This window comes from Pseudomonas sp. B21-015, from assembly GCF_024749285.1.
In the GTDB taxonomy this organism is placed as follows: Bacteria; Pseudomonadota; Gammaproteobacteria; order Pseudomonadales; family Pseudomonadaceae; genus Aquipseudomonas.
Map to the genome: position 1 here is coordinate 4,353,072 of NZ_CP087196.1, position 26,991 is coordinate 4,380,062.

The 26,991-nt window shown below is 59.5% G+C and carries 22 protein-coding genes; 7 read left to right on the forward strand and 15 right to left on the reverse strand.

Features of this window, described 5'->3' with window-relative positions:
* Positions 1 to 12: 12 nt before the first annotated feature.
* From LOY38_RS19870 to LOY38_RS19890, 5 genes are all read right to left on the reverse strand, one after another.
* A complete protein-coding gene (locus LOY38_RS19870) occupies positions 13 to 1,032 on the reverse strand; it encodes a LacI family DNA-binding transcriptional regulator (protein ID WP_258696709.1) in 1,020 nt (339 codons plus the stop codon).
* 3 nt (positions 1,033 to 1,035) lie between these two features.
* On the reverse strand, positions 1,036 to 2,013 hold the full coding sequence (locus LOY38_RS19875) for an ABC transporter permease (RefSeq protein ID WP_258696710.1): 978 nt from the start codon (positions 2,011 to 2,013) through the stop codon (positions 1,036 to 1,038).
* Positions 2,010 to 3,563 carry a sugar ABC transporter ATP-binding protein gene (locus tag LOY38_RS19880; RefSeq protein WP_258696711.1) on the reverse strand — a complete coding sequence of 518 codons (1,554 nt, stop codon included), beginning with the start codon at positions 3,561 to 3,563 and terminating at the stop codon, positions 2,010 to 2,012. Before LOY38_RS19880 ends, LOY38_RS19875 begins: the two co-directional genes overlap by 4 nt.
* 56 nt (positions 3,564 to 3,619) lie before the next feature.
* A complete protein-coding gene (locus tag LOY38_RS19885) occupies positions 3,620 to 4,576 on the reverse strand; it encodes a sugar ABC transporter substrate-binding protein (RefSeq protein ID WP_258696712.1) in 957 nt (318 codons plus the stop codon).
* Between the two features lie 174 nt (positions 4,577 to 4,750).
* The gene (locus LOY38_RS19890) at positions 4,751 to 5,203 is read right to left on the reverse strand and encodes a hypothetical protein (RefSeq protein ID WP_258696713.1); all 453 of its coding nucleotides are present in this window, start codon (positions 5,201 to 5,203) and stop codon (positions 4,751 to 4,753) included.
* A gap of 298 nt (positions 5,204 to 5,501) precedes the next feature.
* On the opposite strand from LOY38_RS19890, the gene LOY38_RS19895 reads away from it, so the two are divergent.
* Both LOY38_RS19895 and LOY38_RS19900 read left to right on the forward strand, forming a co-directional pair.
* The gene (locus tag LOY38_RS19895) at positions 5,502 to 5,792 is read left to right on the forward strand and encodes a DUF1654 domain-containing protein (protein WP_258696714.1); all 291 of its coding nucleotides are present in this window, start codon (positions 5,502 to 5,504) and stop codon (positions 5,790 to 5,792) included.
* 4 nt (positions 5,793 to 5,796) lie between these two features.
* On the forward strand, positions 5,797 to 6,486 hold the full coding sequence (locus tag LOY38_RS19900; protein WP_258696715.1) for an endonuclease I family protein: 690 nt from the start codon (positions 5,797 to 5,799) through the stop codon (positions 6,484 to 6,486).
* Between the two features lie 262 nt (positions 6,487 to 6,748).
* Here LOY38_RS19900 and LOY38_RS19905 read toward each other — a convergent pair whose 3' ends face one another.
* Complete coding sequence (locus LOY38_RS19905) at positions 6,749 to 8,212, reverse strand: glyceraldehyde-3-phosphate dehydrogenase (RefSeq protein WP_123720883.1); 1,464 nt, start codon at positions 8,210 to 8,212, stop codon at positions 6,749 to 6,751.
* A 354-nt stretch (positions 8,213 to 8,566) separates the two neighbouring features.
* Between LOY38_RS19905 and mfd the strand changes: the two genes are divergently transcribed.
* The 3 genes from mfd to LOY38_RS19920 are packed head-to-tail and all read left to right on the forward strand — an operon-like array spanning position 8,567 to position 15,310.
* Positions 8,567 to 12,016, forward strand: coding sequence for a transcription-repair coupling factor (gene mfd / locus LOY38_RS19910; RefSeq protein ID WP_258696716.1), 3,450 nt, complete (start codon positions 8,567 to 8,569; stop codon positions 12,014 to 12,016).
* Positions 12,017 to 12,026: 10 nt separating this feature from the next.
* Complete coding sequence (locus LOY38_RS19915; RefSeq protein ID WP_258696717.1) at positions 12,027 to 12,605, forward strand: peptidoglycan binding protein CsiV; 579 nt, start codon at positions 12,027 to 12,029, stop codon at positions 12,603 to 12,605.
* Positions 12,606 to 12,616: 11 nt separating this feature from the next.
* Entirely contained in the window at positions 12,617 to 15,310 is a 2,694-nt protein-coding gene (locus tag LOY38_RS19920) for a DEAD/DEAH box helicase (RefSeq protein WP_258696718.1), read from the forward strand.
* Between the two features lie 138 nt (positions 15,311 to 15,448).
* Here the strand turns inward: LOY38_RS19920 and LOY38_RS19925 are convergent, their stop codons facing one another.
* The 3 genes from LOY38_RS19925 to LOY38_RS19935 form a co-directional block, all read right to left on the reverse strand.
* The gene (locus LOY38_RS19925; protein ID WP_258696719.1) at positions 15,449 to 16,186 is read right to left on the reverse strand and encodes an S-methyl-5'-thioinosine phosphorylase; all 738 of its coding nucleotides are present in this window, start codon (positions 16,184 to 16,186) and stop codon (positions 15,449 to 15,451) included.
* Positions 16,187 to 16,198: 12 nt separating this feature from the next.
* Positions 16,199 to 17,197 carry a beta-N-acetylhexosaminidase gene (gene nagZ / locus LOY38_RS19930; RefSeq protein ID WP_258700763.1) on the reverse strand — a complete coding sequence of 333 codons (999 nt, stop codon included), beginning with the start codon at positions 17,195 to 17,197 and terminating at the stop codon, positions 16,199 to 16,201.
* Between the two features lie 167 nt (positions 17,198 to 17,364).
* Positions 17,365 to 18,072, reverse strand: coding sequence for a TetR/AcrR family transcriptional regulator (locus LOY38_RS19935; protein ID WP_258696720.1), 708 nt, complete (start codon positions 18,070 to 18,072; stop codon positions 17,365 to 17,367).
* Between the two features lie 229 nt (positions 18,073 to 18,301).
* On the opposite strand from LOY38_RS19935, the gene lexA reads away from it, so the two are divergent.
* Complete coding sequence (gene lexA, locus LOY38_RS19940; RefSeq protein ID WP_007933171.1) at positions 18,302 to 18,910, forward strand: transcriptional repressor LexA; 609 nt, start codon at positions 18,302 to 18,304, stop codon at positions 18,908 to 18,910.
* 10 nt (positions 18,911 to 18,920) lie between these two features.
* Entirely contained in the window at positions 18,921 to 19,394 is a 474-nt protein-coding gene (gene sulA, locus LOY38_RS19945) for an SOS-induced cell division inhibitor SulA (RefSeq protein WP_258696721.1), read from the forward strand.
* Positions 19,395 to 19,487: 93 nt separating this feature from the next.
* Here sulA and LOY38_RS19950 read toward each other — a convergent pair whose 3' ends face one another.
* From LOY38_RS19950 to fadB, 6 genes are all read right to left on the reverse strand, one after another.
* Positions 19,488 to 19,721: a hypothetical protein gene (locus LOY38_RS19950; RefSeq protein WP_007933173.1), complete on the reverse strand. Its 234-nt coding sequence runs from the start codon at positions 19,719 to 19,721 to the stop codon at positions 19,488 to 19,490.
* Between the two features lie 141 nt (positions 19,722 to 19,862).
* On the reverse strand, positions 19,863 to 20,387 hold the full coding sequence (locus tag LOY38_RS19955; RefSeq protein ID WP_258696722.1) for a DUF6586 family protein: 525 nt from the start codon (positions 20,385 to 20,387) through the stop codon (positions 19,863 to 19,865).
* Positions 20,388 to 20,528: 141 nt separating this feature from the next.
* Positions 20,529 to 23,156 (reverse strand): type I DNA topoisomerase, encoded by a 2,628-nt coding sequence (gene topA / locus LOY38_RS19960; RefSeq protein WP_258696723.1) that lies wholly within the window; start codon positions 23,154 to 23,156, stop codon positions 20,529 to 20,531.
* 114 nt (positions 23,157 to 23,270) lie between these two features.
* Positions 23,271 to 23,507 (reverse strand): DUF1653 domain-containing protein, encoded by a 237-nt coding sequence (locus tag LOY38_RS19965; protein WP_057715655.1) that lies wholly within the window; start codon positions 23,505 to 23,507, stop codon positions 23,271 to 23,273.
* A gap of 98 nt (positions 23,508 to 23,605) precedes the next feature.
* Positions 23,606 to 24,781, reverse strand: a complete 1,176-nt coding sequence (gene fadA, locus LOY38_RS19970) for an acetyl-CoA C-acyltransferase FadA (protein WP_007933190.1) — start codon at positions 24,779 to 24,781, stop codon at positions 23,606 to 23,608.
* Positions 24,782 to 24,811: 30 nt separating this feature from the next.
* Positions 24,812 to 26,959: a fatty acid oxidation complex subunit alpha FadB gene (gene fadB / locus LOY38_RS19975; protein WP_258696724.1), complete on the reverse strand. Its 2,148-nt coding sequence runs from the start codon at positions 26,957 to 26,959 to the stop codon at positions 24,812 to 24,814.
* Positions 26,960 to 26,991 lie beyond the last annotated feature (32 nt).

The following is a 26,991-nucleotide window of genomic DNA, read 5'->3' on the forward strand; positions in this document are numbered from 1 at the left end:
ATCAATTCGATTTCAGCGGTATTGGTCAAACACACCGGCCAGCGGCGCGGTCGATTCTCGCAGGACAATACTGGGCGTCACGATGCGCTGATCGGTCGCCAGATCCGGCGCGGCAATCCGGCGCAGCAGCACCTCGGCCGCCATCTCGCCAAGCCGCAGGATCGACTGGCCCACGGTGGTCAACGCCGGATAGACATAACGGCTCATCTGGATATCGTCGAAACCGATCACCGACAGCTCGGTGGGCACGCGAATATTGCGCTCGGCAGCGGCGCGCAACACACCGATGCCGATCATGTCGTTACCGGCGAAGATCGCACTGGGCGGATTCCTTTCCAGCAGGATCGCAGCGGCGTTGTAACCGCCGGTGCTGGTGAAATCGCTTTCCAGCATGCGCTCGCGCGGCACTTCGACGCCCGCCTCTTTCAAGGCGCGGCAATATCCGGCCAGACGCATCTGCGCCACGCTGGTACTCGCCGGCCCGCCAATCGTGGCAATGTCCCGATGCCCCAGCTCCAGCAAGTGCCGGGTCGCCAGATAGGCGCCGTATTCGTGATCGATACGCACCAGGTCCGCATCGACGCCTTCCAGATCACGGTCGACGATCACCATCGGCGTGCGCACGCCCGCCAGGCCTTCAGCCAGGCCGCTGTCACCACCGGCAGACGCAACGATCAAACCGTCGATGCGTTTTTCCAGCAGTACGCGAAGGTAGCTACGCTGCTTGTCCGGGTTGTCGTCGGAATTACAGAGGATGACGCAATAGCCGTTGCGCTCGCAGTAATCCTCGATGCCACGGGCCAACTCGGCGAAGTAAGGGTTGAGGCTGTTGGGCACCAGCAGGCCGATGGTCGCGGTGGTTTTCGCTTTCAACGAGCGGGCCACGGCGCTGGGCACGTAGTCGAGGCTTTTGATTGCCGCCTCGACCTTGATCCGCACTTCCTCACTGACCGGCCGCGTCTTGTTCACCACATGGGAAACCGTGGTGTAGGAAATGCCCGCGAGTGCCGCTACATCCTTGATCGTTGCCATGACTCAGGTCCGCCGGCTTGCGCGCTGACTGCGATAAGTATCGAGCACCACCGCCACCACGATAACCGCACCGGTGATGATGCGTTTGGTCGGTTCGGTCGCGCCGATCTGCGCCAGACCGGCCGCCAGTACGGAAATAATCAAGACGCCGAAGAACGTGCTGATAACCGAACCGCGCCCGCCCATCAGGCTGGTGCCGCCGATCACCACCGCGGCGATCACTTGCAGCTCCAGACCGGAACCGGCATTCGGGTCCGCCGCTTCCAGGCGAGAAATCTGAAACAGCGCAGCGATACCGGCCAGCAGCCCCATCAGACTGAAGACCAGGATCTTGTAGGGCTTCGGATTGATCCCTGCCAGACGCACCGCCTCTTCGTTGGTGCCGATGCCGATCAGGTAACGACCGAACACCGTACGCGTCAGCACGGCCTGGGCAATGAAGATAATCAGCAAGGCAATGATGAATGACGGCGAGATGCCGAATGCAATCGGGTTGGACAGCCAAGCGAACGCATCACCGATGTACGCGGTGCGCGAACCGGTCATCTGATACGCCAGCCCCCGCGCCATTTCCAGCACCCCGAGGGACACGATGAACGACGGAATCCGCCACGCCACGGTGATCGAACCGGTGAGGGTGCCAGCCAGTGCCGCAGCCCCCATACCCAGCAACGCCGCCGGCAACACGCTCCAGCCCCAGCCGAGGATCGCCACGCTGACCGTCGACGCCGCGAGCGCCAGCACTGAACCGACTGACAAATCGATTCCGCCGATGATCAATACGAAGGTCATGCCGACCGCCAGCACCATCAAATCGGGAATCTGGTTGGCCAGGGTGCTGAAGGTGTCGTAAGACAGGAAATGGCTGCTCAGCACCGAGAACAGCGCGACCATCGCCAGCAAGGCACCGGCCAGGCCCAGGTAAGTGCCGAGGCCATAAAAATTGCCGCTACGTTTGCCGACCAGAGTTGCAGTATTCATGGAAGATCCCTAGGCGCTGCTTCGTTGAGCAACGCATCACGTTTTTGGTAGCCGGCGAAAGCGGCGGCAAGCAAATCATCCTGGGTCCAGCTGTCACGCTCGAAGGTGTCGATCAGACGCCCTGCCGACAGCACACCGATGCGGTCGCAGATCAGCATCAATTCCCTCAGGTCGCTGGACACCACCACCAGCGCTTTGCCCTGACGGGTCAACTCACCGAGCAACGTATAGATGTCGAACTTGGCGCCGACGTCGATGCCACGGGTCGGCTCGTCGAACAGCAACACTGTGCAGTCGCGCTCCAGCCAGCGACCGATCACGACTTTCTGCTGATTGCCGCCGGACAGCTCCGAGACCAATTGCGTCGGGCTGGAGCTGCGAATGCGCATGGCGTCGATCTGACGCTGGGCCAGCGCCATCTCGTCAGCGTTGTTGACGAAGCCGCCGCTGGAAATCACCGGCATATTGCCCAGGGCAATGTTGGCGCTGATCGATTGCGTCAGCAGCAGGCCTTCGCCCTTGCGATCTTCGGTGATCAGCGCGATGCCATGACCGACCGCGTCGGCCGGCGAACGAATATTCACCACCCGAGCCGGCGCCCCTAGCGCGACGGTGCCGCTGTCGGCTGTATCGGCACCGAAGATCAGGCGCAGCAACTCGGTGCGCCCTGCCCCGATCAAACCGGAAATCCCGAAAATCTCGCCGGCGCGCACTTCGAAGGACACGTCGCGGACTTTGTCGGAGCGAGTCAGCCCTTTGACCGTCAAGGCTGGTGCGCCGATGTTGCGCGACCCCATGTCGATGTGTTCGCCCAATTCACGGCCGACCATCAGGGTGACCAGTTGCTCACTGTTGTAATTGGCCATCGGCTCGACGCAGACCAGGTTGCCGTCGCGCAATACCGCGATGCGCTGGGCCACCCGCGCCAGTTCTTCAAGGCGGTGGGAAATGTAGATGATCGACACGCCGCGAGCCTGCAGGCGAGTGATCTGCTCAAACAACATTTCGACTTCACGGGCCGTGAGCATCGCGGTCGGCTCGTCGAGGATCAGCACATGGCAATCGCCGATCAGGTTGCGGGCGATCTCCACCATTTGCTGGTGGCCGATACCCAGCTCACCGACCAGGGTGTCCGGGTCGATGGCGTCGAGGCCGACCTGGGCCATGGCCTCGATCGCCGCCCTGCGCAATTGCTTGCGGCTGATCCAGCCACCGTGACTGGGCAGGTTGTCGAGGAACAGGTTTTCCGCCACCGACAACGTCGGCAACAGATTGAGTTCTTGCATGACCATGCGGATGCCCAGCTCTTCGGCCTGGCTCCGGCTGCCGGGACGGTAATCCTGCCCCTGGAATTGCATCTGGCCGGTGGTCGGCTCGACCAGTCCGCCAATGATTTTCGACAGCGTGCTTTTACCGGCGCCATTCTCGCCGGTCAGCGCCAGCACTTCACCGCGCATCAGCGTCAGGTCAATGCCGGTCAGGACGGGTTGGGCGTAGGTCTTGCCGATACCGCTGACCGAGAGGACAGCGTTCGGGGCGCAAACGGACATAAAAACTCTCCATGTGCTCGCCTCAAGAGGCGAGCACCGTTGTGTCGCCAGAAGGACTACTTGGTAACCAGCTCTACTGGGGTTTCGATGACGCCGTTGGTACCGCTGTCGACTTTCTCGCCTTTGATGATTTTCAGCGCGGTCTCGATGCCGAACACCGCTTGCCGGGCAGCAAACTGGTCGGCGGTGGCCAGGACGCGACCGTCCTTGAGCATTGGCTTGATCGCATTGATGTTGTCATAACCGACCACTTGCACCTTGCCGGCCTTGCCCGCTGCACGTACGGCAGATACCGCGCCGACAGCCATGCTGTCGTTGCCGGCCAGCAGGGCTTTGATGTTCGGGTATTCGCTGAGCATCGCCGAGGCTACCTTGCCGCCCTTGTCGATTTCCCAATCGCCAGACTGCAGGGACACGACTTTGATCTGCGCCGCTTCCATCGCATCCTTGAAGCCCGCCGTGCGCTGCTGGGCGTTGGTGGTGGTGGAAACGCCTTCGATGATGCCGACCTCATCACCGGCCTTCAGTTCTTTGGCCAGGTATTCACCCACCAGGCGTGCGCCTTTGCGGTTGTCCGGACCTACGAACGGAACGGTGATGTTTTTGCTTTTGACGACGGCCGGGTCCAGCTGGTTATCGATGTTGATCACGGTGATGCCGGCATCGACTGCTTTCTTGATGACCGGGACCATGGCCTTGGAGTCAGCCGGGGCAATGACCAATGCATTGACTTTGGACAAAATCATTTGCTCGACGATGCGCGTCTGGCCAGCCGTATCCGTTTCGTCCTTGATGCCGTTGGAGATCAGTTCGAAGTCGCCGGAGTGGTCTTTCTGGTAGGCCTTGGCGCCGTCTTCCATGGTCAGGAAGAATTCGTTGGCCAGGGATTTCATGACCAGTGCGACTTTAGGTTTTTCAGGGGTTTCGGCGAACGCCGAAGAGACAGGTAAAGCGGCGGATGCGGCCGCCAGCATAGCGACAGCGAGAAGACGTCCAGCGAATGGCAGCTTCATGGGTTCACTCCGATCTTATGATTATTCTGAGCAACGCTTGCGCTGGATCATCAATGGATCAGGCCATCGACGGCGACCACGCAAACGTTTGCGTAGACCGAACTATGCGAACCCTGTCGAGTTTTGTCAACGACCCGTTCTGTGTCTCGGTTGGCAAAAACCAACCGTTTTACCTCACGCCGTGGTGCTGACCAGACCGCCACTGCTGGAATCCTTGGCCAGCTCTTTCACCAAACTGCCCGTCACTTGCGCGAGCGCCCCGCTGGTATTGGCGATTTGCCCCTGTATCGTCATGACAGCGGTGGACTTGGCTTCCGGGGTCGGATAATTCGCGGCTTGAGCGGCTGCCAGTTGTTGCTGCTGTTCGCGCAGTTGCTGCTGCAGTTCCTGCATGCGCTTGAGCAGCACCTGCACCGCAATACTTTGACTGCTGGTTTTCTCGGATTTGGTTTCGCCCTGAGCCCCTGCACCGCCACCGGTTCTGACCTGGTTGTCGCTGTCCTTCTCTTCACCCAGCGATTGGGCAGAGGCGTCGGAGGTCGCTTCACTCAAGGCGTTGATGGTCGCCGGGGACTTGCCCGCGATAGTGATAGCACCTGCATTGGGAAAACCGATGGTAAACGACATGTGAACTCCTTGAGAAAAAATCCTTGAAGGAGCATCGACCTGTGTGCGGGTTTCTTTAGCACTGATTTTCGATATCGCAAGGCGACTTGCTCAACGGCAAAGAGCTGCAACGGATGTTCTGGGAATACTGACTCGCCCTCGCCCTCGCCCGACCTGTTCCGGTTGGGCACCACGCTTACCACTCGCCAGCCTTGGCGAGCGGCTCACGACCTCTTCCGACAAAAAACTTCCCACCGCCCTACATCAAACGGAAAAACTACTGTCAGAGGATTTTCTTGAACTTTAAGCAGTTGCGAAAATGCTTACAGTTAAATACTGTATGCCCGTACAGTTAAATAAGGATAATTCCGTGGCCACTACCTCTGACTCTCCTGACACCTATGAACGCCTGGGTATGCGCGTTCAGAAAATCATCAATTCCCCCACCGCCCAGAAAGCCAAAGCAGCGCTGATCTTCCGTCTTCCGGACGAACCCGTGGATGAGTGGGAACGCCTGCTCGAAGAAATCGACGAGAACGACAACGTCACCCTCGCCCATCGCGACGATGGCGGTGTGCAGATTTTCTGGGTAGTGCCGAAGGAAGATTGAGTCGATGAGTGTCCGCTGGTCTGCTTTACTGTTTTTGCTCATCACCCTCGGCGCCCAGGCTGGCGCCCCACGTACCTTCGACGAAGCCAAGAAAGTCGCCTGGAAGCTGTACGCTCCGCAATCCACCGAGTTTTATTGCGGCTGCAAATACACCGGCAACCGTGTGAATCTCGCCGCATGTGGTTATGTGCCACGCAAAAACGCCAAGCGCGCCTCGCGCATCGAGTGGGAGCACATTGTCCCGGCCTGGCAGATCGGCCATCAACGCGAGTGCTGGCAACAAGGCGGTCGCAAGAACTGCACGCGCTACGACCCGACCTATCAAAAAGCCGAGGCCGACCTGCACAATCTGGTGCCAAGCATCGGCGAGGTGAATGGCGATCGCAGCAATTTCAGTTTCGGCTGGCTGCCCGTTCAATCGGGCCAGTACGGCTCGTGCCTGACTCAAGTAGACTTCAAGGCGAAGAAGGTCATGCCCCGCCCTTCCATTCGCGGCATGATCGCCCGGACGTATTTCTACATGAGTAAGCAGTACGGCTTGCGCCTTTCGAAACAGGATCGCCAATTATACGAAGCCTGGGACAAGACCTACCCGGTTCAGGCCTGGGAACGTCAGCGCAACCAGAGCGTGGCGTGCGTGATGGGTCGCGGCAACGAGTTTGTCGGCCCCGTCGACATGAAGGCTTGCGGCTAACCGGCGACTAAAACAGGCCTGATGCCTGATGCCAGTCAGTTAAGCACAACCCATGCGGGAGCGGGCTTGCTCGCGAAGAGGCCAGCCCCTTCAAAATTGATGCCGACTGATACTCCGCCTTCGCGAGCAAGCCCGCTCCCACACGTTTCGCGCCCTGATTATCCTGATGCCAGGACGTTCTCCCGGCAGATTGCGCCCTCGCCGAACGCACAAACAAAAACGCCCCGACCGAAGTCGGGGCGTTTTCATGTGCGGCTAAGGCTTAGCGCGGGAACGCTGGCGGGTTTACACCGGCCATGTCTTCCATCACGCGAACGACCTGGCAGCTGTAACCGAACTCGTTGTCGTACCAGACGTACAGAACAACGCGGTTGTCCTGAACGATAGTCGCTTCAGCGTCCACAACGCCTGCGTGGCGCGAGCCAACGAAGTCGGTGGAAACCACTTCCTGCGAATTGACGTAGTCGATTTGCTTGTGCAGATCGGAGTGCAGCGCCATGTAGCGCAGGTACTCGTTCATCTCTTCACGGGTAGCGGCTTTCTCAAGGTTCAGGTTGAGAATGGCCATCGACACGTTCGGCGTCGGAACACGGATCGCGTTACCGGTCAGCTTGCCGGCCAGCTCAGGCAGCGCCTTGGCGGCAGCGGTGGCAGCACCAGTCTCGGTGATGACCATGTTCAGCGCGGCGCTACGGCCACGACGATCGCCTTTGTGGAAGTTGTCGATCAGGTTCTGGTCGTTGGTGTACGAGTGAACGGTTTCGACGTGACCGTTGATGATGCCGAACTTGTCATTCACAGCCTTCAGCACCGGCACGATGGCGTTGGTGGTGCAGGAAGCGGCGGACACGATCTTGTCGTCAGCGGTGATTTCACCGTGGTTGATGCCGTGAACGATGTTCTTCAGCTTGCCTTTGCCAGGCGCGGTCAGAACAACGCGGTCGATACCCGGGCAGGCCAGGTGCTGGCCCAAGCCCTCGGCGTCACGCCATACACCGGTGTTGTCCACCAGCAGCGCATTTTTGATGCCGTACTGGGTGTAGTCCACTTCAGTCGGGTTCTTCGCGTAGATAACCTGGATCAGGTTGCCGTTGGCGGTGATGGTGTTGTTGGCTTCATCAATGGTGATGGTGCCATTGAACGAACCGTGCACCGAGTCGCGACGCAGCAGGCTGGCACGCTTGACCAGATCGTTCTCGGCGCCCTTGCGGACAACGATGGCGCGCAGACGCAGGCCGTCGCCACCACCGGTTTTCTCGATCAGGATGCGCGCCAGCAGACGGCCGATACGACCGAAGCCATACAGGACAACGTCGGTGCCGGTACGACCGGAACCATTCTGCTTGCCGACCACATCGGCCAGTTCGTCACGGACGAACGCTTCGGCGGTACGGCCATTGCCTTCGGCCTTGAACTTGACGGCCAACTTGCCCAGGTCTACCGAAGCAGCGCCGAGCTTGAGCTCGCTCATTGCCTTGAGCAGAGGGAATGTTTCGTGGACGGACAATTCGCTGTCATCGGACTGGCGATGGCGAGCAAAGCGGTGAGCTTTGAGGATCGCGATGACAGACTGGTTGATCAGACTGCGGCCATAGATCGAGCTCACCACGTTGTTATTGCGGTAGAGCTGACCGATAAGCGGAATCATCGCTTCTGCGAGTGCTTCACGGTCGATCCATTCACCAAGACACTGGTCGGGCTTCTGAGTCACGGGAACCTTCCACATGTAGGGGCAGAAAAAAGGGGCTACATTATGCCGCCGAGTCCCTCCCGTAGCAATGCGCGCCTGTCGAACGGGCGGTAACAAAATCCCGTTCAAAAAAATCACGCCCTGCGCCAGCCCAGTAAAACCGGGGCTTTCAGCCTTGTCAAATTTTCGACGACAGCGCCGCCGTGTCCGTAACCCTCCGTAACACTGAGCGGTTTCGGCACTACATTTTCACTATTAAAGCGCCAGTTTTTGTCATTACCACTACATTTTGCCCAACCTGTGTATATAGACACAGTCTGCAACTGACAGCCGGCACTCGAGACCGTTACAATTGCCGACTTTGTCGCAACGCTTGGAGCTCAACCTTCCGTGCCCGTTCTGCGTCTACCGCTTCTCCCTGCCGCGGCAGGTAAACAGCACTGGGGCAACCTGCCCGGTGCCGCCCTGAGCCTGGCCATTGCCGAGGCCGCCAGCGCTGCCAAGCGCTTTACCCTGCTACTGACCGCCGACAGCCAGAGTGCCGAACGGCTGGAACAGGAGCTGAGTTTCTTCGCCCCGGATTTGCCTGTACTGCATTTCCCCGACTGGGAAACCCTGCCCTACGACCTGTTCTCGCCACACCAGGACATCATCTCGCAGCGCATCTCCAGCCTGTATCGGCTACCCGAGCTGGCACATGGCGTTCTGGTCGTGCCGATCACCACGGCCCTGCACCGCCTGGCGCCGACCAAATTCCTGCTGGGCAGCAGCCTGGTGCTGGACGTCGGCCAGAAGCTCGATGTCGAGCAAATGCGCAGCCGGCTTGAGGCCAGCGGCTATCGCTACGTCGATACCGTATACGAGCACGGCGAGTTCACTGTGCGCGGCTCACTGATCGATCTGTTCCCGATGGGCAGCAAACTGCCCTTCCGCATCGATCTGTTCGACGACGAAATCGAAACCCTGCGCACCTTCGATCCGGAAAACCAGCGTTCCATCGACAAGGTGGACACCGTTCGCCTGCTGCCGGCGCGGGAGTTCCCGCTGCAAAAGGACGCGGTCACCCGTTTCAAGGCGCGCTTTCGCGAGCGTTTCGATGTCGACTTCCGTCGCTGCCCGATCTTTCAGGATTTGAGCAGCGGGATTACACCGGCGGGTATCGAGTACTACTTGCCGCTGTTCTTCGACGAAACCTCTACGCTGTTCGACTATCTGCCCCAGGACACACAAGTGTTCTCTTTGCCGGGCATCGAACAGGCGGCAGAGAATTTCTGGAACGATGTGCGCAATCGTTACGAAGAGCGCCGTGTCGACCCATCTCGTCCTTTATTGCCACCGGCCGAGCTGTTCCTGCCCGTGGAAGATTGCTTTGCCCGCCTGAAGAACTGGCCGCGTGTGGTTGCCAGTCAACAGGATGTGGAAACCGGTGTCGGTCGCGAGCGCTTCCCGGCTCAGCCGCTGCCGAACCTGGCCATTGAAGCCAAGGCCACTCAGCCGTTGGCGGCGCTGGCCGGTTTCCTCGACGAATTCCCTGGCCGCGTGCTGTTTACCGCCGAATCCGCGGGCCGTCGTGAAGTGCTGCTGGAGTTGCTGGAACGCTTGAAGCTGCGACCGAAAACCGTCGACAGCTGGCCGGACTTTGTCGCCAGCAAGGAGCGCCTGGCGATCACCATCGCGCCGCTCGACGAAGGCTTGGTGCTGGACGATCCAGCCCTGGCGCTGGTCGCTGAAAGCCCATTGTTCGGTCAACGCGTGATGCAGCGCCGTCGCCGCGAAAAGCGCGCCGACGCCAACAACGATGCCGTGATCAAAAACCTCACCGAACTGCGCGAAGGCGCACCGGTGGTGCACATCGATCACGGTGTCGGCCGTTATCTGGGGCTGACGATTCTGGAAATCGACAATCAAGCCGCCGAATTCCTGACCCTTGAATATGCCGAGAACGCCAAGCTGTACGTTCCGGTAGCCAACCTGCATTTGATCGCTCGTTATACCGGCAGCGACGATGCCCTGGCGCCGCTGCACCGCCTCGGTTCCGAGACCTGGCAGAAAGCCAAGCGCAAAGCCGCCGAACAAGTGCGCGACGTGGCCGCCGAGTTGCTCGACATCTATGCCCGCCGCGCCGCTCGCGAGGGTTATGCCTTCGCCGACCCGAAAGCCGATTACGCGACCTTCAGCGCCGGTTTCCCGTTCGAAGAAACCCCGGACCAGCAAACCACCATCGAAGCGGTGCGCGCCGACATGCTCGCGCCGAAACCGATGGATCGCCTGGTCTGCGGCGACGTCGGCTTCGGCAAGACCGAAGTGGCGATGCGCGCGGCGTTCATTGCGGTGCATGGCGGTCGTCAGGTGGCGATTCTGGTGCCGACCACCCTGCTCGCCCAGCAACACTACAACAGCTTCCGCGACCGCTTCGCCGACTGGCCGGTGAGCGTGGAGGTGATGAGCCGCTTCAAGTCGACCAAGGAAGTGAACGCCGCGGTCGCGGACCTGGCCGAAGGCAAGATCGACATCGTCATTGGCACACACAAGCTGCTGCAAGATGACGTCAAAATCAAAAATCTCGGGCTGGTGATCATCGACGAAGAACACCGTTTCGGTGTCCGTCAGAAAGAGCAGCTCAAGGCGCTGCGCAGTGAAGTCGACATCCTGACGCTGACCGCCACGCCGATTCCGCGCACGCTGAACATGGCGGTGTCGGGCATGCGTGACCTGTCGATCATCGCCACGCCACCGGCCCGTCGTCTGTCGGTGCGCACCTTCGTCATGGAGCAGAACAAGAGCACGGTCAAAGAGGCCCTGCTGCGTGAGTTGCTGCGTGGCGGCCAGGTCTACTACCTGCACAACGACGTGAAGACCATCGAGAAATGCGCCGCCGACCTCGCCGAACTGGTGCCGGAAGCGCGGATCGGCATCGGCCACGGACAGATGCGCGAGCGCGAACTCGAACAGGTGATGAGTGACTTCTACCACAAGCGCTTCAACGTACTGATTGCCTCGACCATCATCGAGACCGGCATCGACGTGCCGAGCGCCAACACCATCATCATCGAACGCGCCGACAAGTTCGGCCTGGCCCAGTTGCACCAGTTGCGTGGTCGGGTCGGTCGCAGCCACCACCAGGCGTATGCTTACCTGCTGACACCGCCGCGCCAACAGATCACTCCCGACGCGGAAAAGCGTCTGGAAGCGATCGCCAATACCCAGGACCTCGGCGCGGGCTTCGTGCTCGCCACCAACGACCTGGAAATCCGTGGCGCCGGCGAACTGCTGGGCGATGGGCAGAGCGGGCAGATCCAGGCCGTGGGCTTCACGCTGTACATGGAAATGCTCGAGCGTGCAGTGAAGTCGATCCGCAAGGGCGAACAGCCGAACCTCGATCAACCGCTGGGTGGCGGCCCGGAAGTCAATCTGCGTGTGCCGGCGTTGATCCCAGAAGACTACCTGCCGGACGTTCATGCGCGCCTGATTCTCTACAAACGCATTGCCTCGGCCACCGATGAGGAGGGCCTCAAGGACCTGCAAGTGGAGATGATCGATCGTTTCGGCCTGCTGCCGGAGCCGACCAAGAACCTGGTGCGGATCACGGCGCTGAAATTGCAGGCCGAACAGCTGGGCATCAAGAAAGTCGACGGCGGCCCGCAAGGCGGCCGTATCGAGTTCGCGGCACAGACCCCGGTCGATCCGCTGACACTGATCAAGCTGATCCAGAGCCAGCCCAAACGCTACAAATTCGAAGGCGCCACGATGTTTAAATTCCAAGTGCCGATGGAACGCCCGGAAGAACGCTTTAATACTGTAGAGGCGCTATTCGAGCGCCTCATTCCGACCACTGCTTGAAGGACGCCGCATGCGCCTGTTTCGCTCACTGACCTTGTTGATGACGCTGTTAATGTCGTTGCTCGCCTCGACGGCGTTTGCCGATGATCTGTATCAGGTTGAAATGATTCTGGTGCGGCAAAACGCCGTGCCCGCCATCGTCAGCCGCGCCGCGCCGGAAGACTGGGCTGCCGGCGCCCAACGCATCAGCCCCGACAGCTTTCGCACGCCGAGCCTGAATACCGAAGTGGAAAAGCTCACCGCCAGCAACGAATACACAGTGTTGCTGCACAAGGCCTGGCAACAGAACCTGGGTGAAGAAGCCAGCAAAGTGGCGATCAGCGAAGGCAAGGAACAGTTTGGCCAGTTCCCGATCGAGGGCACGTTGAACCTGAAACTGGGGCGTTTCACCGACGTCGACGCCGACTTCTGGGTCAATCAGATTGACGCCAACGGCATGGTCACCGCCAGCGAACGCCTGAAACAGGAAAGCCACACCAAGAACGGCCATCTGAACTTCCTCGACAACGGTCACCTGGGCCTGCTGATCAAGATCACCTCACTGACCGCTCCTGCGCCTCGGCCAGCCCCCGATGTAATTCCGGACTGATTGAAGCCCTTATGTCCTCCGCGACCCTGAGCAAACCCCTGGCAACATCCTGGGTCAGCCGATTCAAGGAACAGAGCCTGGAGCGCGGCCGCCGCTACGCGCTGGAAAACCGCGTCAGGATCGTCGAAGTTGGCGACGCCACCATCACCGCCAGTTGCGAAGGCTCTGGCGGTAACGTTTACCGTCAGACCATTCGCCTGCGCGAGTCGGCCAAAGGCACCTTGCTGATGATCGACGCCACGTGCACCTGCCCGGTTCACAGCAACTGCAAACATTGCGCCGCGGTGTTGCTGCAAGTGCAGGAAACCCTCGCATACCCGGCCGCGGCAAAAGACGCCGAACTGCTGGAAAAACTTCAGGCCGTACTGGAAAACCGTAGCCCCAAGGCGCCGCCGCAAGTCTTGGTGGACAACGTGCAACCGGTGCCGCGCCTGTGGCTGGCGAGCATCGAGTTCAGCGCCTTCGAACCGCGTAACGGCAAGATGCAGCGTTATATCCAGCATCGTGCGGCGCTGTCCTTCAGTTACCTGGATGAATACGTCAGCGGACAGAAGAACGCCGACATCCTGATCCGCCAGGAGACGCAGACGTTGCGGATAAAACGTCACCCGGAAGTCGAACAGACCTACAGGGAACAGCTGCGAATTCTCGGTTTCAAGGTCGCCACCCGACAAAGCAAGGCTTTGCCGGAAAGTGCCGGCGAACTCTACGAGATGGTCAACGACAGCGCCTGGCTGACCTTCACCCTCAATGAGCTGCCGAAGTTGCGCACCCAAGGCTGGGAGTTGCAGATCGACGAGGACTTCGGCTTCGACCTGACCGCCGTGGACGATTGGTACGCCACCGTCGAGCAGGCACCGGAGCGAGACTGGTTCGACCTGGAACTGGGGATCATCGTTAACGGCGAACGCCTGAGCCTGCTGCCGATCCTGTTGAACCTGATGCGCTCCCACACCGAGATCCTCAACCCGGAACGGCTCGCCCGACGTCGCGACGACGAACTGATTCTGGTGAACATCCCGCAACGCCGCAGCACCGACCAGGGCCCCTTGCAGGTCGCCCTGCCCTTCGGCCGCCTGAAACCGGTGCTGGCCACCCTCGGCGAGTTTTATCTGCAAGAACCCGGCGAAACCACGCTGCGCCTGAGCAAGGCCGACGCCACGCGACTGAACCCGCTGGAAGGCCTGCCGCTGCTCTGGGAAGGTGGCGAGCAGATCCGCACCTTTGCCCAGCGCCTGCGCGATATCAAGGACCACACCGCCGCCGCGCCCGAAGGCTTGAATGCCACCTTGCGCCCGTATCAGCTGGAAGGCCTGAGCTGGATGCAGTCGTTGCGACAACTGGAAGTCGGCGGGATTCTCGCGGACGACATGGGCCTGGGCAAAACCCTACAGACCCTCGCGCACGTTCTCAGCGAGAAAAATGCCGGGCGCCTCGATCGGCCGTGCATGGTGGTCATGCCCACCAGCCTGATTCCCAACTGGCTCGACGAAGCGGCGCATTTCACGCCGCAGCTCAAAGTGCTGGCGCTGTACGGTGTCAGCCGCAAAAAGCATTTCGACAATCTGGCCGATTACGACCTGATCCTGACCACCTATGCGCTGCTGCCCAAGGACGTCGAACGCCTGGCCGCGCAGCCGTTACACGTGCTAGTGCTGGATGAGGCTCAGTACATCAAAAACCCCAACAGCAAGGCCGCCCATGCGGCCCGTGAGCTGAATGCTCGCCAGCGGCTGTGCCTGAGTGGCACACCACTGGAAAACCACTTGGGCGAGCTGTGGTCACTGTTCCACTTCCTGCTGCCGGGATGGCTCGGTGACGTGAAAAGCTTCAACCGCGATTACCGCGTTCCGATTGAAAAACGCGCAAGCGAAGTAAGACTTCAACACCTGAACGGTCGGATCAAACCGTTCCTGCTGCGCCGGACCAAGGAACAGGTGGCCACCGAACTGCCGCCGAAAACCGAGATCATCCATTGGGTCGAGCTCAACGAAGCCCAGCGCGACGTATACGAAACCATGCGCCTGGCCATGGACAAGAAAGTCCGCGACGAAATCACCCGCAAGGGCGTGGCGCGCAGCCAGATCATCATCCTTGAGGCGCTGCTGAAACTGCGTCAGGTGTGTTGTGATTTGCGCCTGGTCAACGATGCCGCCCTGCCCGCTCGCGGCAGCACCTCCGGCAAACTCGACAGCCTGATGGAAATGCTTGAAGAGTTGTTCGAGGAAGGTCGGCGGATTCTGCTGTTCTCGCAGTTCACTTCAATGCTGTCGCTGATCGAGGACGAACTGAACAATCGCGGCGTGGCGTATGCGATCCTGACCGGGCAGACCCGCGACCGGCGCACGCCGGTGAAGGAGTTCCAGAGCGGCAAGCGTCAGATCTTTCTGATCAGCTTGAAGGCTGGCGGTGTAGGCCTGAACCTGACCGAAGCCGATACCGTGATTCACTACGACCCCTGGTGGAACCCGGCGACGGAAAATCAGGCGACGGATCGCGCGTATCGCATTGGCCAGGAGAAACCGGTGTTCGTCTACAAGATGATTGCCAGGGGCACGGTTGAGGAGAAGATTCAGCATCTGCAGAAGGAAAAGTCCGATCTGGCCGCAGGCGTGCTGGATGGGCGCAAGACCGGGGACTGGAAGTTGCAGAGTGATGATATCGAGGCGTTGTTTGCGCCGTTGCCGGAAAAAATCGACAAGTAGCGGCGATTATAGAATCGCCATCGCGAGCAGGCTCGCTCCCACATTGGATCTGTGTTTGCCCACCATAATGGAGACAACACAAAATTAATGAGGGAGCGAGCCTGCTCGCGATGGGGGTCGACTCGATGTAACGACTGATTAACCCTTAAGCACCCGCGCCAACGTCGACTTCACCTTGCCCATCCCGTCATGTAATGCCTGCTCGATCTCGGCCATGGTGATCACTGCCGTCGACTTGCCCGCCGCCGGGTTCACCACCAGCGCCAGGCAGGCGTAATCCAGTTCCAGTTCACGCGCCAGTGCCGCTTCCGGCATACCGGTCATGCCGACAATGTCGCAGCCGTCACGTTCCAGCCTCGCGATTTCAGCCACTGTTTCCAGACGCGGGCCCTGGGTGCAGGCATATACGCCATGGCTGCTGTAGCCAACCCCTTCAACCGCCAACGCTGCAATCAATTGCTGACGCAGGGGTTCGCTGTAGGGATAGCTGAAGTCGATGTGCGTCACCTGTTCCAGGTCATCGGCAAAATAGGTGTGTTGGCGACCGCTGGTGTAGTCGATCAATTGATGCGGCACGCAGAAGTGCCCGGTACCCATCGCAGCATGAATCCCGCCCACGGCATTGACCGCAAGAATCGCTTCGGCACCGGCCTGCTTCAAGGCCCACAGGTTGGCGCGGTAGTTCACCTGATGTGGCGGAAAGCGGTGCGGGTGCCCGTGACGCGCGAGAAACAGCACCTCCTTGCCAGCGTATTCACCAATCTGCACCTCGGCCGAAGGCGCGCCGTAAGGAGTGTCCACCGCCAATGACTGACGAATGCTCAAGCCTTCGAGCTGAGTCAAGCCGGTGCCACCGATAATCGCGTAAACCGTCATAACGAAAAGTCCTTAATCAATCAATTGAGCTTCTTTGAGCGCGCCGACGGCCGTCAGCCAGCGCGGATCTTGACGGTATTCGGTGTTGGCATACGCCTGCCCACGCATCCGCGCAATACGCGCCGAAGGTTTGACCTTCAAACGCTGGGCGGCGCTCAAGGCCAGCTCGGCGGCCGCGCGGTCGTTGCACACCAGGCCCATGTCACAACCGGCGGCCAATGCCGCTTCGATGCGACTGGCAGCATCGCCCACCACATGCGCACCGGCCATCGACAGGTCGTCACTGAAGATCACGCCATCGAATTGCAACTCGCCGCGCAGGATGTCCTGTAACCAGCGGCGGGAGAAACCAGCGGGCCGGGAATCGACTTGTGGATAAATAACGTGGGCCGGCATGACGGCGGCCAGCTGCTTGCTCAATCGCGCGAACGGCACCAGATCGTTGGCACGGATCTCATCGAGGCTGCGCTCGTCGTTGGGAATCGCAACATGGGAGTCGGCCTCGGCCCAGCCATGACCGGGGAAATGCTTGCCGGTGGCGGCCATCCCGGCGCTGTTCATGCCGCGAATGAATGCACCGGCGAGCAAGGCGGCGCGTTCGGGATCACCCTCGAACGAACGGGTTCCGACCACCGCGCTGCGCTGGTAATCCAGGTCCAGCACCGGGGCGAAGCTCAGGTCGAGACCGACCGCCAGCACTTCGGTCGCCATGATCCAGCCGCACTGTTCGGCCAGGTATTCGGCATTCGGGTTGTCGGCGATGGCGCGCATGGCTGGCAACCGCACGAAGCCCTGACGCAGCCGCTGAACCCGACCACCCTCCTGATCCACCGCCAGCAGCAGATCGGGACGAATGGCGCGGATCGCAGCGCTCAACTCGCGCACCTGACGCGGGTGTTCGATGTTGCGGGCAAAAATGATCAGGCCGCCCACTTCAGGTTGACGCAACAATTGGCGATCTTCAGACGTCAGCCAGGTACCGGCGACGTCCACCATCAACGAGCCTTGCAGGCCAGCAGTCATAGAAATTCCTTGATTACGATAAACCCGGCTCGCACGAATTCGCCGCCATGGGCTGAGCCCGGCAGGTCGGCGATATCAATGAGGGGGTTCAGAACGAGAGTCGGCATGGGCGGCTAGCTTAGCGGATGTCAGCTGCCGCGCCCACCCGTGTGTGGTTAAACCTTGGCGGCCACCGGGGCCGATTTGCTGCGCGGACGCAACTGTGCAGTGGCCATGGCGGTGTCGGTGACGCCGGTTTCGGCACGCATGCCCGCGGCCAGGAACGGCACCATCAGACGCATCACTTGCTCGATGGAGGTGTTGACGCCGAAATCGGTCTCGGCAATCGCGCGCAAGGCCTTGATCCCCGACATGCTGAACGCCGCGGCACCGAGCATGAAGTGCACGCGCCAGAACAATTCGATCGGTGGAATGCGCGGTGCAGCCTCGTTGACCAGCATCATGTAGCGGCGGAAAACCTTGCCGTACATGTCTTCCAGATAACGACGCAAGTGCCCTTGGCTCTGACTGAAGGCCAGCCCCAGCAAACGCATGAAAATGGACAGGTCGTTGCCACTGCGTGGCTGCACCACCAGGGCTTGCTCGACGAGGATCTCCAGCAGCTCTTCAAGGGTCGGTTTGTTCTCGGGCTTGGCCGAACGGCGCTCCAGCTCTTTATCGAGACTGAGGCAGAACGGCCCGAGAAAACGCGAGAAGACCGCCTGAATCAGCGCCTTCTTCGATCCAAAGTGATAATTCACCGCCGCCAGATTGACACCGGCCTTGCTGGTGATCAGACGCAATGAGGTTTCAGCGAAACCTTTTTCCGCGAACAACTGCTCGGCAGCATCGAGAATGCGTTCAACGGTTTCCGACTGGGCCATGGCTACTCCGCCTGACAAACACTTGTTTGAAACATACGTTTCAGCCCAGGCCTTGTCAAGTCTGGCGGTTCGTTTTTGGAATGGTCGGTCAGTTATTTAACCATACAACAGTGGCGCTTCAATCAGCGAGCAGAATGACCGTCCAGCGGCCGGTAAAAAAAGGGGCATTGCCAAGACTGGTTCACTGTATATAATCCCAGTCACTGTATAAAAAAACAGAGCGATCAATATGCTAAAGCTGACGCCACGCCAAGCAGAGATTCTGGCCTTCATCAAACGCTGCCTCGAAGACAACGGCTACCCACCGACCCGCGCGGAAATCGCTCAGGAACTGGGCTTCAAGTCGCCCAACGCGGCGGAAGAACACCTCAAGGCACTGGCCCGCAAGGGGGCGATCGAAATGACCCCCGGCGCCTCCCGCGGCATTCGCATCCCAGGCTTCGAAGCCAAGGCCGACGAGTCCACGCTGCCGATCATCGGCCGAGTGGCGGCGGGTGCTCCGATCCTGGCCCAACAGCACATCGAAGAATCCTGCAACATCAACCCTTCGTTCTTCCACCCTCGTGCCGACTATCTGCTGCGGGTCCATGGCATGAGCATGAAGGATGTCGGCATTTTCGATGGCGACCTGCTGGCCGTCCATACGACCCGCGAAGCCCGCAATGGCCAGATCGTGGTGGCACGGATCGGTGACGAAGTGACCGTCAAGCGCTTCAAGCGCGACGGCAGCAAGGTCTGGTTGATTGCCGAAAACCCTGAATTCGCCCCTATCGAAGTCAACCTGAAAGATCAGGAACTGGTCATCGAAGGCTTGAGTGTCGGCGTGATTCGCCGCTAAAGGAGGCTTTATGCAGTTCCCACACACCTCACAGCAAGCCCAACTACCGTTGTTCGAGGCGTTCATGGCGCAGCCGCTGGCGCCAATCCTGAAAGACGTGGTCGAGTCGCCCTGGAGCACCGAGCCCGAAGTCTTCAGCGAACTATCACTGCGCGGCGCGGCCGGGAACTGCCTGAACCTTCTGGCACCGATTCTCAGGGAACTGAGCCAGGATCAGGATGCACGCTGGCTGACACTGATCGCCCCGCCCGCCAGCCTGACCCAGGCTTGGTTACGGGACGCTGGCCTGAACCGTGAACGCATTCTGCTGCTGCAACCGCGCGGCGCACAGAGCGCTCAGCAGTTGACCTGTGAAGCCTTGCGACTTGGCCGCAGCCATACGGTTGTCAGCTGGCTAAATCCGTTGAGTACTTCGTCGCGGCAACAGTTGATCAGCGCTGCCCGTACCGGGGATGCGCAAAGCCTGAATATTCGACTGGGCTAACTGATAAACACTGCGCGCTGAATAGCGCGGGGCTTCTCCATAGATATAGAGAAGCCAATCTGTAGAGGTATCGGCAGAATCCGACGGGCGGGATCAATGAAGAACCCGTGGCCCCTCTTCCTTATCAAATTCGCCTTCAACCAGGCGTCCTGCCATCTGAACACCGACGCTCAACATCGCCTTGGCGACTTCCACGTGCTGGCCTTGCAGGAAAGCCTTGGCATCCTCGGAGAAATCCAAAGTAACCAGAGAACCCTCGTCCTCAGCCCTGCGCAGCTCGATTCGGCCGTCTGGTAACTCGACAATTTCTAGAAAGGACGTTGGCATAAAGGTCTGTTCTCCACGAAAGGCGGAGATTATATAGGCATCGGCCAAGCTTCGCTCGGGATCTTGACCAGATGCCATCACGAAGAGAAATTTCTGACAACACCCTTCCTTGAGTCGGCCATTCGCCAAACACTCAATCTTTCAGCACTCGTTTAACCCTTCGCGAAACCTAATCGCCAAGCCTTTCAGGTTCTGGCGCCAGCTCTCCAGTTCCTCCCGGCTCAGCTCCTCAGGCGCCTCGTCTTCATCCAGATTGACGGCCAGAATGAGCGGCTGTGTCACATCGCCCTTGGGCTTGTGCGGAGTGCGAGGTGGCTGAAACAGCGCAGCATGAGCCGACAGCAGTTTGGCCAGCCAGGTCTCAGGGTTTTGCGCCAGCTCGACCATCTCCGCCATTTCCGGAATAGCGATGGTTTCGAGCACTTCGCGGGTCAGCAGCGTCTCTGCCCTAGGCGCATTGGCCTGAGGCAAGCGATAGAAACCGGCGATTTCATGACACAACCCCAGCAGCGCACCATACAGGTGAAACAACGCTGACTCGCGCCCGGCCTGAATCAGCGCCAGGGAGTTCATCGCCCGCCCCTCTTCAGCCCTGGCAAGCGCTTCCAGCGACAGGCCGGCGAAATAAATCTTCTGATTGGTACGGGTATAGAGTTCGTGGGCCATGACGGCAGCCTCCACAACGAAATAATTGCTTCACGCAGGTCAGACAGTGTCGTGGATCACCCAAGCTCACCGCAAGCCCAAAACAAAAAGGCCGCATGAAAACCCGAGGGTTGTCATGCGGCCTTTTGTGTACAGCGGCTTTTAAGCCTTGGCTGCTGGACGCTTGTCTTCAACCGTCCACTTGCCGCCGTCGTAATACGCCTTCCAGCCAGTCGGTTTACCGTCGACCTCAGTCTGCACGTACTGCTCTTTGGTCTTGCGGCTGTAACGGATCACTGCAGGAAGGCCGTCGGGATCTTTCTTCGGTGCTTCGCAAAGGAAGTGGTACTTCGGATCGATCTCATCCTTGTGCGGCACGATCTCCACGACCAATGGAGCACGGGTCTCGCGGTTTTTCGGGAATTGGCTGGCCGCCAGGAACAGGCCGGAAGCACCGTCGCGCAGGATGTAGGTGTCGTTGACCTTTTCGCATTTGAGCTCAGGCATCTTCACCGGGTCCATCTTTGGCGGCGCCGCGTCACCGCTTTTCAGCAGCTTGCGGGTGTTCTTGCACGTCGCGTTGGTGCAACCGAAGAACTTGCCGAAACGGCCGGTCTTGAGCTGCATCTCGCTACCGCACTTGTCGCACTCCAGGCTCGGACCTTCATAGCCCTTGATGCGGTAAGTGCCCTCTTCGATTTCGTAGCCAGCGCAATCCGGGTTGTTACCGCAGATGTGCAGCTTGCGCTTCTCGTCGAGCAGGTAAGCATCCATCGCCGTGCTGCAGATCGGGCAGCGATGCTTGCCACGCAGGACCAGCGACTCGGACTCACCCTCGTCGTCCGCGGCGATTTCATCGCCCGGCACCAGGTTGACGGTGGCTTTGCAGCGCTCTTTCGGCGGCAGGCTGTAGCCCGAGCAACCGAGGAATACACCCGTCGAGGCAGTACGGATCTGCATCGGACGACTGCACAACACGCACGGAATGTCAGTCATTACCGGCTGGTTGGCGCGCATGCCGCCTTCGGCGCTTTCGGCCACTTCGAGTTTCTTCTTGAAGTCGCCGTAGAACTCGTCGAGCACGTTTTTCCAGTCGCGCTCGCCCTGGGCCACATCATCGAGATTCTCTTCCATGCCGGCGGTGAAGCCGTAGTCCATGAGATTGGAGAAGCTCTCGGCCAGACGTTCGGTGACGATATCGCCCATCTTTTCCGAATAGAAACGACGGTTATGCAGCGCCACGTAACCGCGGTCCTGGATGGTCGAAATGATCGCCGCGTAGGTCGAAGGACGACCGATGCCGCGTTTTTCCATTTCCTTTACCAGGCTCGCTTCCGAGTAACGCGCCGGCGGCTTGGTGAAGTGCTGGGTCGGATCAAGCTTGATCAGCTTCATCGCGTCGCCCTGGGCCATGTCCGGCAACACGTCGTCATCACCAGGCTTGGTGATTTGCGGCATGACGCGGGTGTAACCGTCGAACTTCAGGATGCGGCCCTTGGCGCGCAACTCGAAGTCACCGGCACCAACGGTAACCGTGGTTGACAGGTATTGGGCCGGCAGCATCTGGCACGCCAGGAACTGGCGCCAGATCAGCTCGTAAAGCCGCTCGGCATCACGCTCCATGCCCGACAGCTTGCTTGGCTCGGTATTGGCATCAGACGGACGAATCGCTTCGTGAGCCTCTTGTGCGCCTTCTTTGCTGCTGTAGACGTTCGGGGTTTCCGGCAGGTACTTCTTGCCGAATTCGCCTTCAATATAAGTACGCGCCATCGTCACGGCATCGGCCGAGAGGTTGGTGGAGTCGGTACGCATATAAGTGATGTAGCCGGCTTCGTACAGACGCTGGGCCATCATCATGGTTTTCTTCACACCGAAGCCCAGGCGGTTGCTCGCGGCCTGTTGCAGGGTGGAAGTGATGAACGGTGCCGACGGTTTGCTGCTGGTCGGTTTGTCCTCGCGCTTGACGATGCTGTAGCTGGAAGCCTTGAGCTTCTCCAGCGCGGCCATGGCCTGGGCTTCGTTGAGCGGCTTGAAGGCTTCGCCTTTCTCGCGGGCCACGTCGAAACGCACGGTCGCGCCCTTGGTGGTGCCGAGGTCAGCATGAACTTCCCAGTACTCTTCCGGGTTGAACGCGCGGATTTCACGCTCACGCTCGACCACCAGCTTCACGGCAACCGATTGCACGCGACCGGCGGACAGACCACGAGCGACCTTGGCCCACAACAGCGGCGAAACCATGTAACCCACCACGCGGTCAAGGAAGCGACGCGCCTGCTGAGCGTTTACGCGATCGATGTCCAGCTCGCCCGGCTGGGAGAAAGCTTCCTGGATCGCTTTTTTGGTGATTTCGTTGAACACCACACGCTTGTAGCGGCTGTCGTCACCACCGATGGCTTCGCGCAGGTGCCAGGCAATGGCTTCCCCCTCGCGGTCCAAGTCGGTTGCGAGATAGATGGTGTCAGCATCTTTGGCGAGCCGGCGCAGCTCTTCGATAACCTTTTCCTTGCCCGGGAGGATCTCGTACTTGGCTTTCCAGCCATGATCGGGATCGACCCCCATGCGCGAGACCAGCTGCTTGCGCGCTTTCTCCTTCGGCGTGAGCACCGGACCTTCACCTGCGGCGGCCTTGCCACGCTTGGCGGCAGGCTCTTTGCTGGCGCTAGCCGAACCGCTGGTGGGCAGGTCTCGGATATGGCCGATACTCGACTTCACCACGTATTGGTTACCCAGATACTTGTTGATGGTCTTGGCCTTAGCCGGGGATTCCACAATGACCAGCGATTTGCCCATGGATCAGAAAATTCCTGAATTCTAAAAGTGAAAGGCGGTTGGCGCCTGACGCGGCACCGCTATATATAGTGGCTACAAGGTGAGGTCAAGCGCAGGGTTCTGCGCGCACTCCCCTTATGGCTGCGGAAAAACGCTCGGTTCGGCTTGCACCAAAGCAAAGCGTGGCACCTGTTCGCCGTCAACCTCGACCGACTCCAGGAACATGCTCAAGGGACGCACCCAAAAGCCGTAATCGCCATACAGGGCTTGGTAGAAGACCACTTCTTCTTCGGTCTCCGAATGCCGCGCAACACTGAATACGCGGTACTGCGGACCTTTGTAATGCTGGTAGAGCCCAGGTTGTATCGGCATGCTTTGGCCCTCACTCAAATCTTTTTAAAATAAAAACAAAATAAATCCGGAAAAACAAAAACCGGGGCACTTGGCCCCGGCTTCCATCAACGAAACGCTTAAACGCGTTCGAAGACGGTGGAGATGCCTTGGCCGAGACCAATGCACATGGTAGCCACCCCGAAGGTGCCGCCATTCTGCTTCATCACGTTCAGCAAGGTGCCCGAAATACGTGCACCGGAGCAACCGAACGGGTGACCCAGGGCGATCGCGCCGCCGTGCAGGTTAACCTTCTCGTTCATCTTGTCGAGCACTTTCAAATCTTTCAGCACTGGCAGGGCCTGTGCGGCGAAAGCTTCGTTGAGTTCGAAGAAGTCGATATCGTTGATGCCAAGGCCCGCGCGCTTCAATGCTTTCTGCGTTGCCGGTACTGGACCATAGCCCATGATCGCCGGGTCCACACCTGCTACTGCCATCGAGCGAATCACCGCCAGCGGCTGGATGCCCAGGTCCTGGGCACGCTGTGCCGACATCACGATCATGCACGAAGCACCGTCGGTGATCTGCGACGAAGTACCGGCGGTCACGGTGCCGCCCTTAGGATTAAACGCTGGCTTCAGAGCCGCCAGGCTTTCCAGGGTGGTTTCCGGACGAATGGTTTCGTCGTAGTCGAACAGCTTCAGGAAACCGTTCTCGTCGTAGCCCTGCATCGGGATGATTTCGTCCTTGAACTTGCCTTCCACGGTCGCCTTGTGGGCGAGTTGGTGGGAACGCACGCCAAAGGCGTCCTGCTGCTCGCGAGTAATGCCGTGCATTTTGCCGAGCATTTCCGCGGTCAGGCCCATCATGCCCGAGGCTTTCGCCGCGTACAGGGACATGTGCGGGTTCGGATCGACACCGTGCATCATGCTCACATGGCCCATATGCTCGACGCCGCCGACGACGAAAACGTCACCGTTGCCGGTCATGATCGCTTGCGCGGCAGTGTGCAGCGCACTCATGGACGAGCCACACAGACGACTGACGGTCTGGCCGGCCGAGGTGTGCGGGATCTGCGTCATCAGGGACGCCATGCGGGCGATGTTCCAGCCCTGCTCCAGGGTCTGGTTCACACAACCCCAGATCACGTCTTCGACTTCGCTCGGGTCGACCTTGACGTTGCGTTCCAGCAGTTTGCTGATCAGGTGCGCCGACATGTCTTCGGCGCGGGTGTTGCGGTGCATGCCGCCCTTGGAGCGGCCCATCGGCGTACGACCGAAGTCGACAATCACGACGTCTCTAGGATTCAAGCTCATATACGTTCACTCTCGCTCTAGTGTGGGCGCTTAACCGAAGAAGCTCTGACCGTTTTTGGCCATTTCACGCAGCTTCGCGGTCGGGTGGTACAGCGCGCCCAAATCAGCGTACTGGTCAGCCAGGGCAACGAACTCTGCAACACCGATCGAGTCGATGTAACGCAGCGCACCGCCACGGAATGGAGGGAAACCAATACCGTAGACCAGACCCATGTCGGCTTCGGCGGCGGTATCGACAATGCCGTCTTCCAGGCAGCGCACGGTTTCCAGGCACAGCGGGATCATCATCCAGTTGATGATGTCTTCGTCAGTGACTTCGAGCTGTTGGAAAACGATCGGCTTGAGCACTTCCAGCACCGACGAATCGGCGACTTTCTTCTGCTTGCCGCGCTTGTCGGTTTCGTAGGCATAGAAACCCTTGCCGTTCTTCTGGCCCAGGCGCTTGGCTTCATAGAGCACGTCGACGGCCGAACGACGGTCGTCCTTCATGCGATCCGGGAAGCCTTCAGCCATGACGTCACGACCGTGGTGACCGGTGTCGATGCCGACCACGTCCATCAGGTATGCCGGGCCCATTGGCCAGCCGAATTTCTCCATGACCTTGTCGATACGGACGAAGTCCACGCCGGCGCTGACCAGTTTGGCGAAACCACCGAAGTACGGGAACAGCACGCGGTTGACCAAAAAGCCCGGGCAGTCGTTGACGACGATCGGGTTCTTGCCCATTTTCTTGGCGTAGGCAACGGTGGTGGCAACGGCCACTTCACTGGACTTCTCGCCACGGATCACTTCAACCAGCGGCATCATGTGCACCGGGTTGAAGAAGTGCATGCCGACGAAGTTTTCCGGACGCTTGAGGGCTTTGGCCAGCAAGGTGATGGAAATGGTCGAAGTGTTGGACGCGAGGATGGTGTCCTCTTTGACCTTGCCTTCGACTTCGGCCAGAACGGCCTGCTTGACCTTCGGGTTCTCGACAACGGCTTCGACGACCAGGTCGACGTGACCGAAATCGCCGTAAGACAGGGTCGGACGAATACCGTTGAGCACTTCGGCCATCTTCGCCGCAGTCATGCGACCTTTATCAACGCGGCCCACCAGCAGTTTGGCGGCTTCGGCCAGACCTTGCTCGATACCGTGCTCGTTGATGTCTTTCATCAGGATCGGCGTGCCTTTGGAGGCCGACTGATAAGCGATACCGCCCCCCATGATGCCGGCGCCCAATACGGCGGCCTGCTTCACTTCCTTGGCGATTTCGTCGTAGGCCTTGGCCTTTTTCTTCAGTTCCTGATCGTTCAGGAACAGACCGATCAAGCTCTGCGCGGCAGAGGTCTTGGCCAGTTTGACGAAACCGGCGGCTTCGACTTCCAGCGCCTTGTCGCGCCCGAAGTTCGCAGCTTTCTGGATGGTCTTGATCGCTTCGACCGGCGCCGGGTAGTTCGGGCCCGCTTGGCCGGCCACGAAACCTTTGGCGGTTTCAAACGACATCATTTGTTCGATGGCGTTGAGTTTGAGTTTTTCGAGCTTCGGCTGACGCTTGGCCTTGTAGTCAAACTCACCGGAGATGGCGCACTTGATCAGGTTCAGCGCCGCTTCCTGCAACTTCTGCGAGTCGACCACAGCGTCGACGGCACCGACTTTCAACGCGTCTTCAGCGCGGTTTTCCTTACCGGCAGCAATCCACTCGATGGCATTGTCGGCACCAATGATGCGCGGCAAACGCACAGTACCGCCAAAGCCTGGGTAGATGCCCAGTTTGACTTCCGGCAGGCCGATTTTGGCGGTGCTGGCCATGACGCGGAAATCCGCCGCCAGGCACATTTCCAGACCGCCGCCCAGTGCGATGCCATTGATCGCGGCGACAGTCGGGACATTGAGGTCTTCAAAATCGCTGAAAATCTTGTTGGCTTCGAGGTTGCCAGCAACAAGCTCTGCATCCGGCAGCTTGAAGTTGTCGACGAATTCGGTGATGTCGGCGCCGACGATGAATACGTCCTTGCCACTGCTGACGATCACACCCTTGATCGAAGCATCTGCCTTGATGGTGTCTACAGCCTGACGCAGTTCGTTCAGGGTAAGACGGTTGAACTTGTTGACGGACTCACCCTTGAGGTCGAATTTCAATTCGACGATGCCACTTTCAAGAGCCTTAACCGTGATGGCTTTACCTTCGTAAATCATCAACTGATCTCCACGATATGGAAGCTGAACAG

Bases quoted from the DNA above. Each gene is read 5' to 3' on its own strand.
- LOY38_RS19895 (WP_258696714.1), top strand. From the start codon at position 5,502: ATGCTTACAGTTAAATACTGTATGCCCGTACAGTTAAATAAGGATAAT.
- LOY38_RS19900 (WP_258696715.1), top strand. From the start codon at position 5,797: ATGAGTGTCCGCTGGTCTGCTTTACTGTTTTTGCTCATCACCCTCGGC.
- LOY38_RS19885 (WP_258696712.1), bottom strand. From the start codon at position 4,576: ATGAAGCTGCCATTCGCTGGACGTCTTCTCGCTGTCGCTATGCTGGCG.
- lexA (WP_007933171.1), top strand. From the start codon at position 18,302: ATGCTAAAGCTGACGCCACGCCAAGCAGAGATTCTGGCCTTCATCAAA.
- fadA (WP_007933190.1), bottom strand. From the start codon at position 24,781: ATGAGCTTGAATCCTAGAGACGTCGTGATTGTCGACTTCGGTCGTACG.
- LOY38_RS19870 (WP_258696709.1), bottom strand. From the start codon at position 1,032: ATGGCAACGATCAAGGATGTAGCGGCACTCGCGGGCATTTCCTACACC.
- LOY38_RS19955 (WP_258696722.1), bottom strand. From the start codon at position 20,387: ATGGCCCACGAACTCTATACCCGTACCAATCAGAAGATTTATTTCGCC.
- sulA (WP_258696721.1), top strand. From the start codon at position 18,921: ATGCAGTTCCCACACACCTCACAGCAAGCCCAACTACCGTTGTTCGAG.
- LOY38_RS19905 (WP_123720883.1), bottom strand. From the start codon at position 8,212: ATGTGGAAGGTTCCCGTGACTCAGAAGCCCGACCAGTGTCTTGGTGAA.
- LOY38_RS19920 (WP_258696718.1), top strand. From the start codon at position 12,617: ATGTCCTCCGCGACCCTGAGCAAACCCCTGGCAACATCCTGGGTCAGC.
- LOY38_RS19935 (WP_258696720.1), bottom strand. From the start codon at position 18,072: ATGGCCCAGTCGGAAACCGTTGAACGCATTCTCGATGCTGCCGAGCAG.
- LOY38_RS19890 (WP_258696713.1), bottom strand. From the start codon at position 5,203: ATGTCGTTTACCATCGGTTTTCCCAATGCAGGTGCTATCACTATCGCG.
- topA (WP_258696723.1), bottom strand. From the start codon at position 23,156: ATGGGCAAATCGCTGGTCATTGTGGAATCCCCGGCTAAGGCCAAGACC.
- fadB (WP_258696724.1), bottom strand. From the start codon at position 26,959: ATGATTTACGAAGGTAAAGCCATCACGGTTAAGGCTCTTGAAAGTGGC.
- LOY38_RS19965 (WP_057715655.1), bottom strand. From the start codon at position 23,507: ATGCCGATACAACCTGGGCTCTACCAGCATTACAAAGGTCCGCAGTAC.
- LOY38_RS19925 (WP_258696719.1), bottom strand. From the start codon at position 16,186: ATGACGGTTTACGCGATTATCGGTGGCACCGGCTTGACTCAGCTCGAA.
- LOY38_RS19950 (WP_007933173.1), bottom strand. From the start codon at position 19,721: ATGCCAACGTCCTTTCTAGAAATTGTCGAGTTACCAGACGGCCGAATC.
- LOY38_RS19875 (WP_258696710.1), bottom strand. From the start codon at position 2,013: ATGAATACTGCAACTCTGGTCGGCAAACGTAGCGGCAATTTTTATGGC.
- LOY38_RS19880 (WP_258696711.1), bottom strand. From the start codon at position 3,563: ATGTCCGTTTGCGCCCCGAACGCTGTCCTCTCGGTCAGCGGTATCGGC.
- LOY38_RS19915 (WP_258696717.1), top strand. From the start codon at position 12,027: ATGCGCCTGTTTCGCTCACTGACCTTGTTGATGACGCTGTTAATGTCG.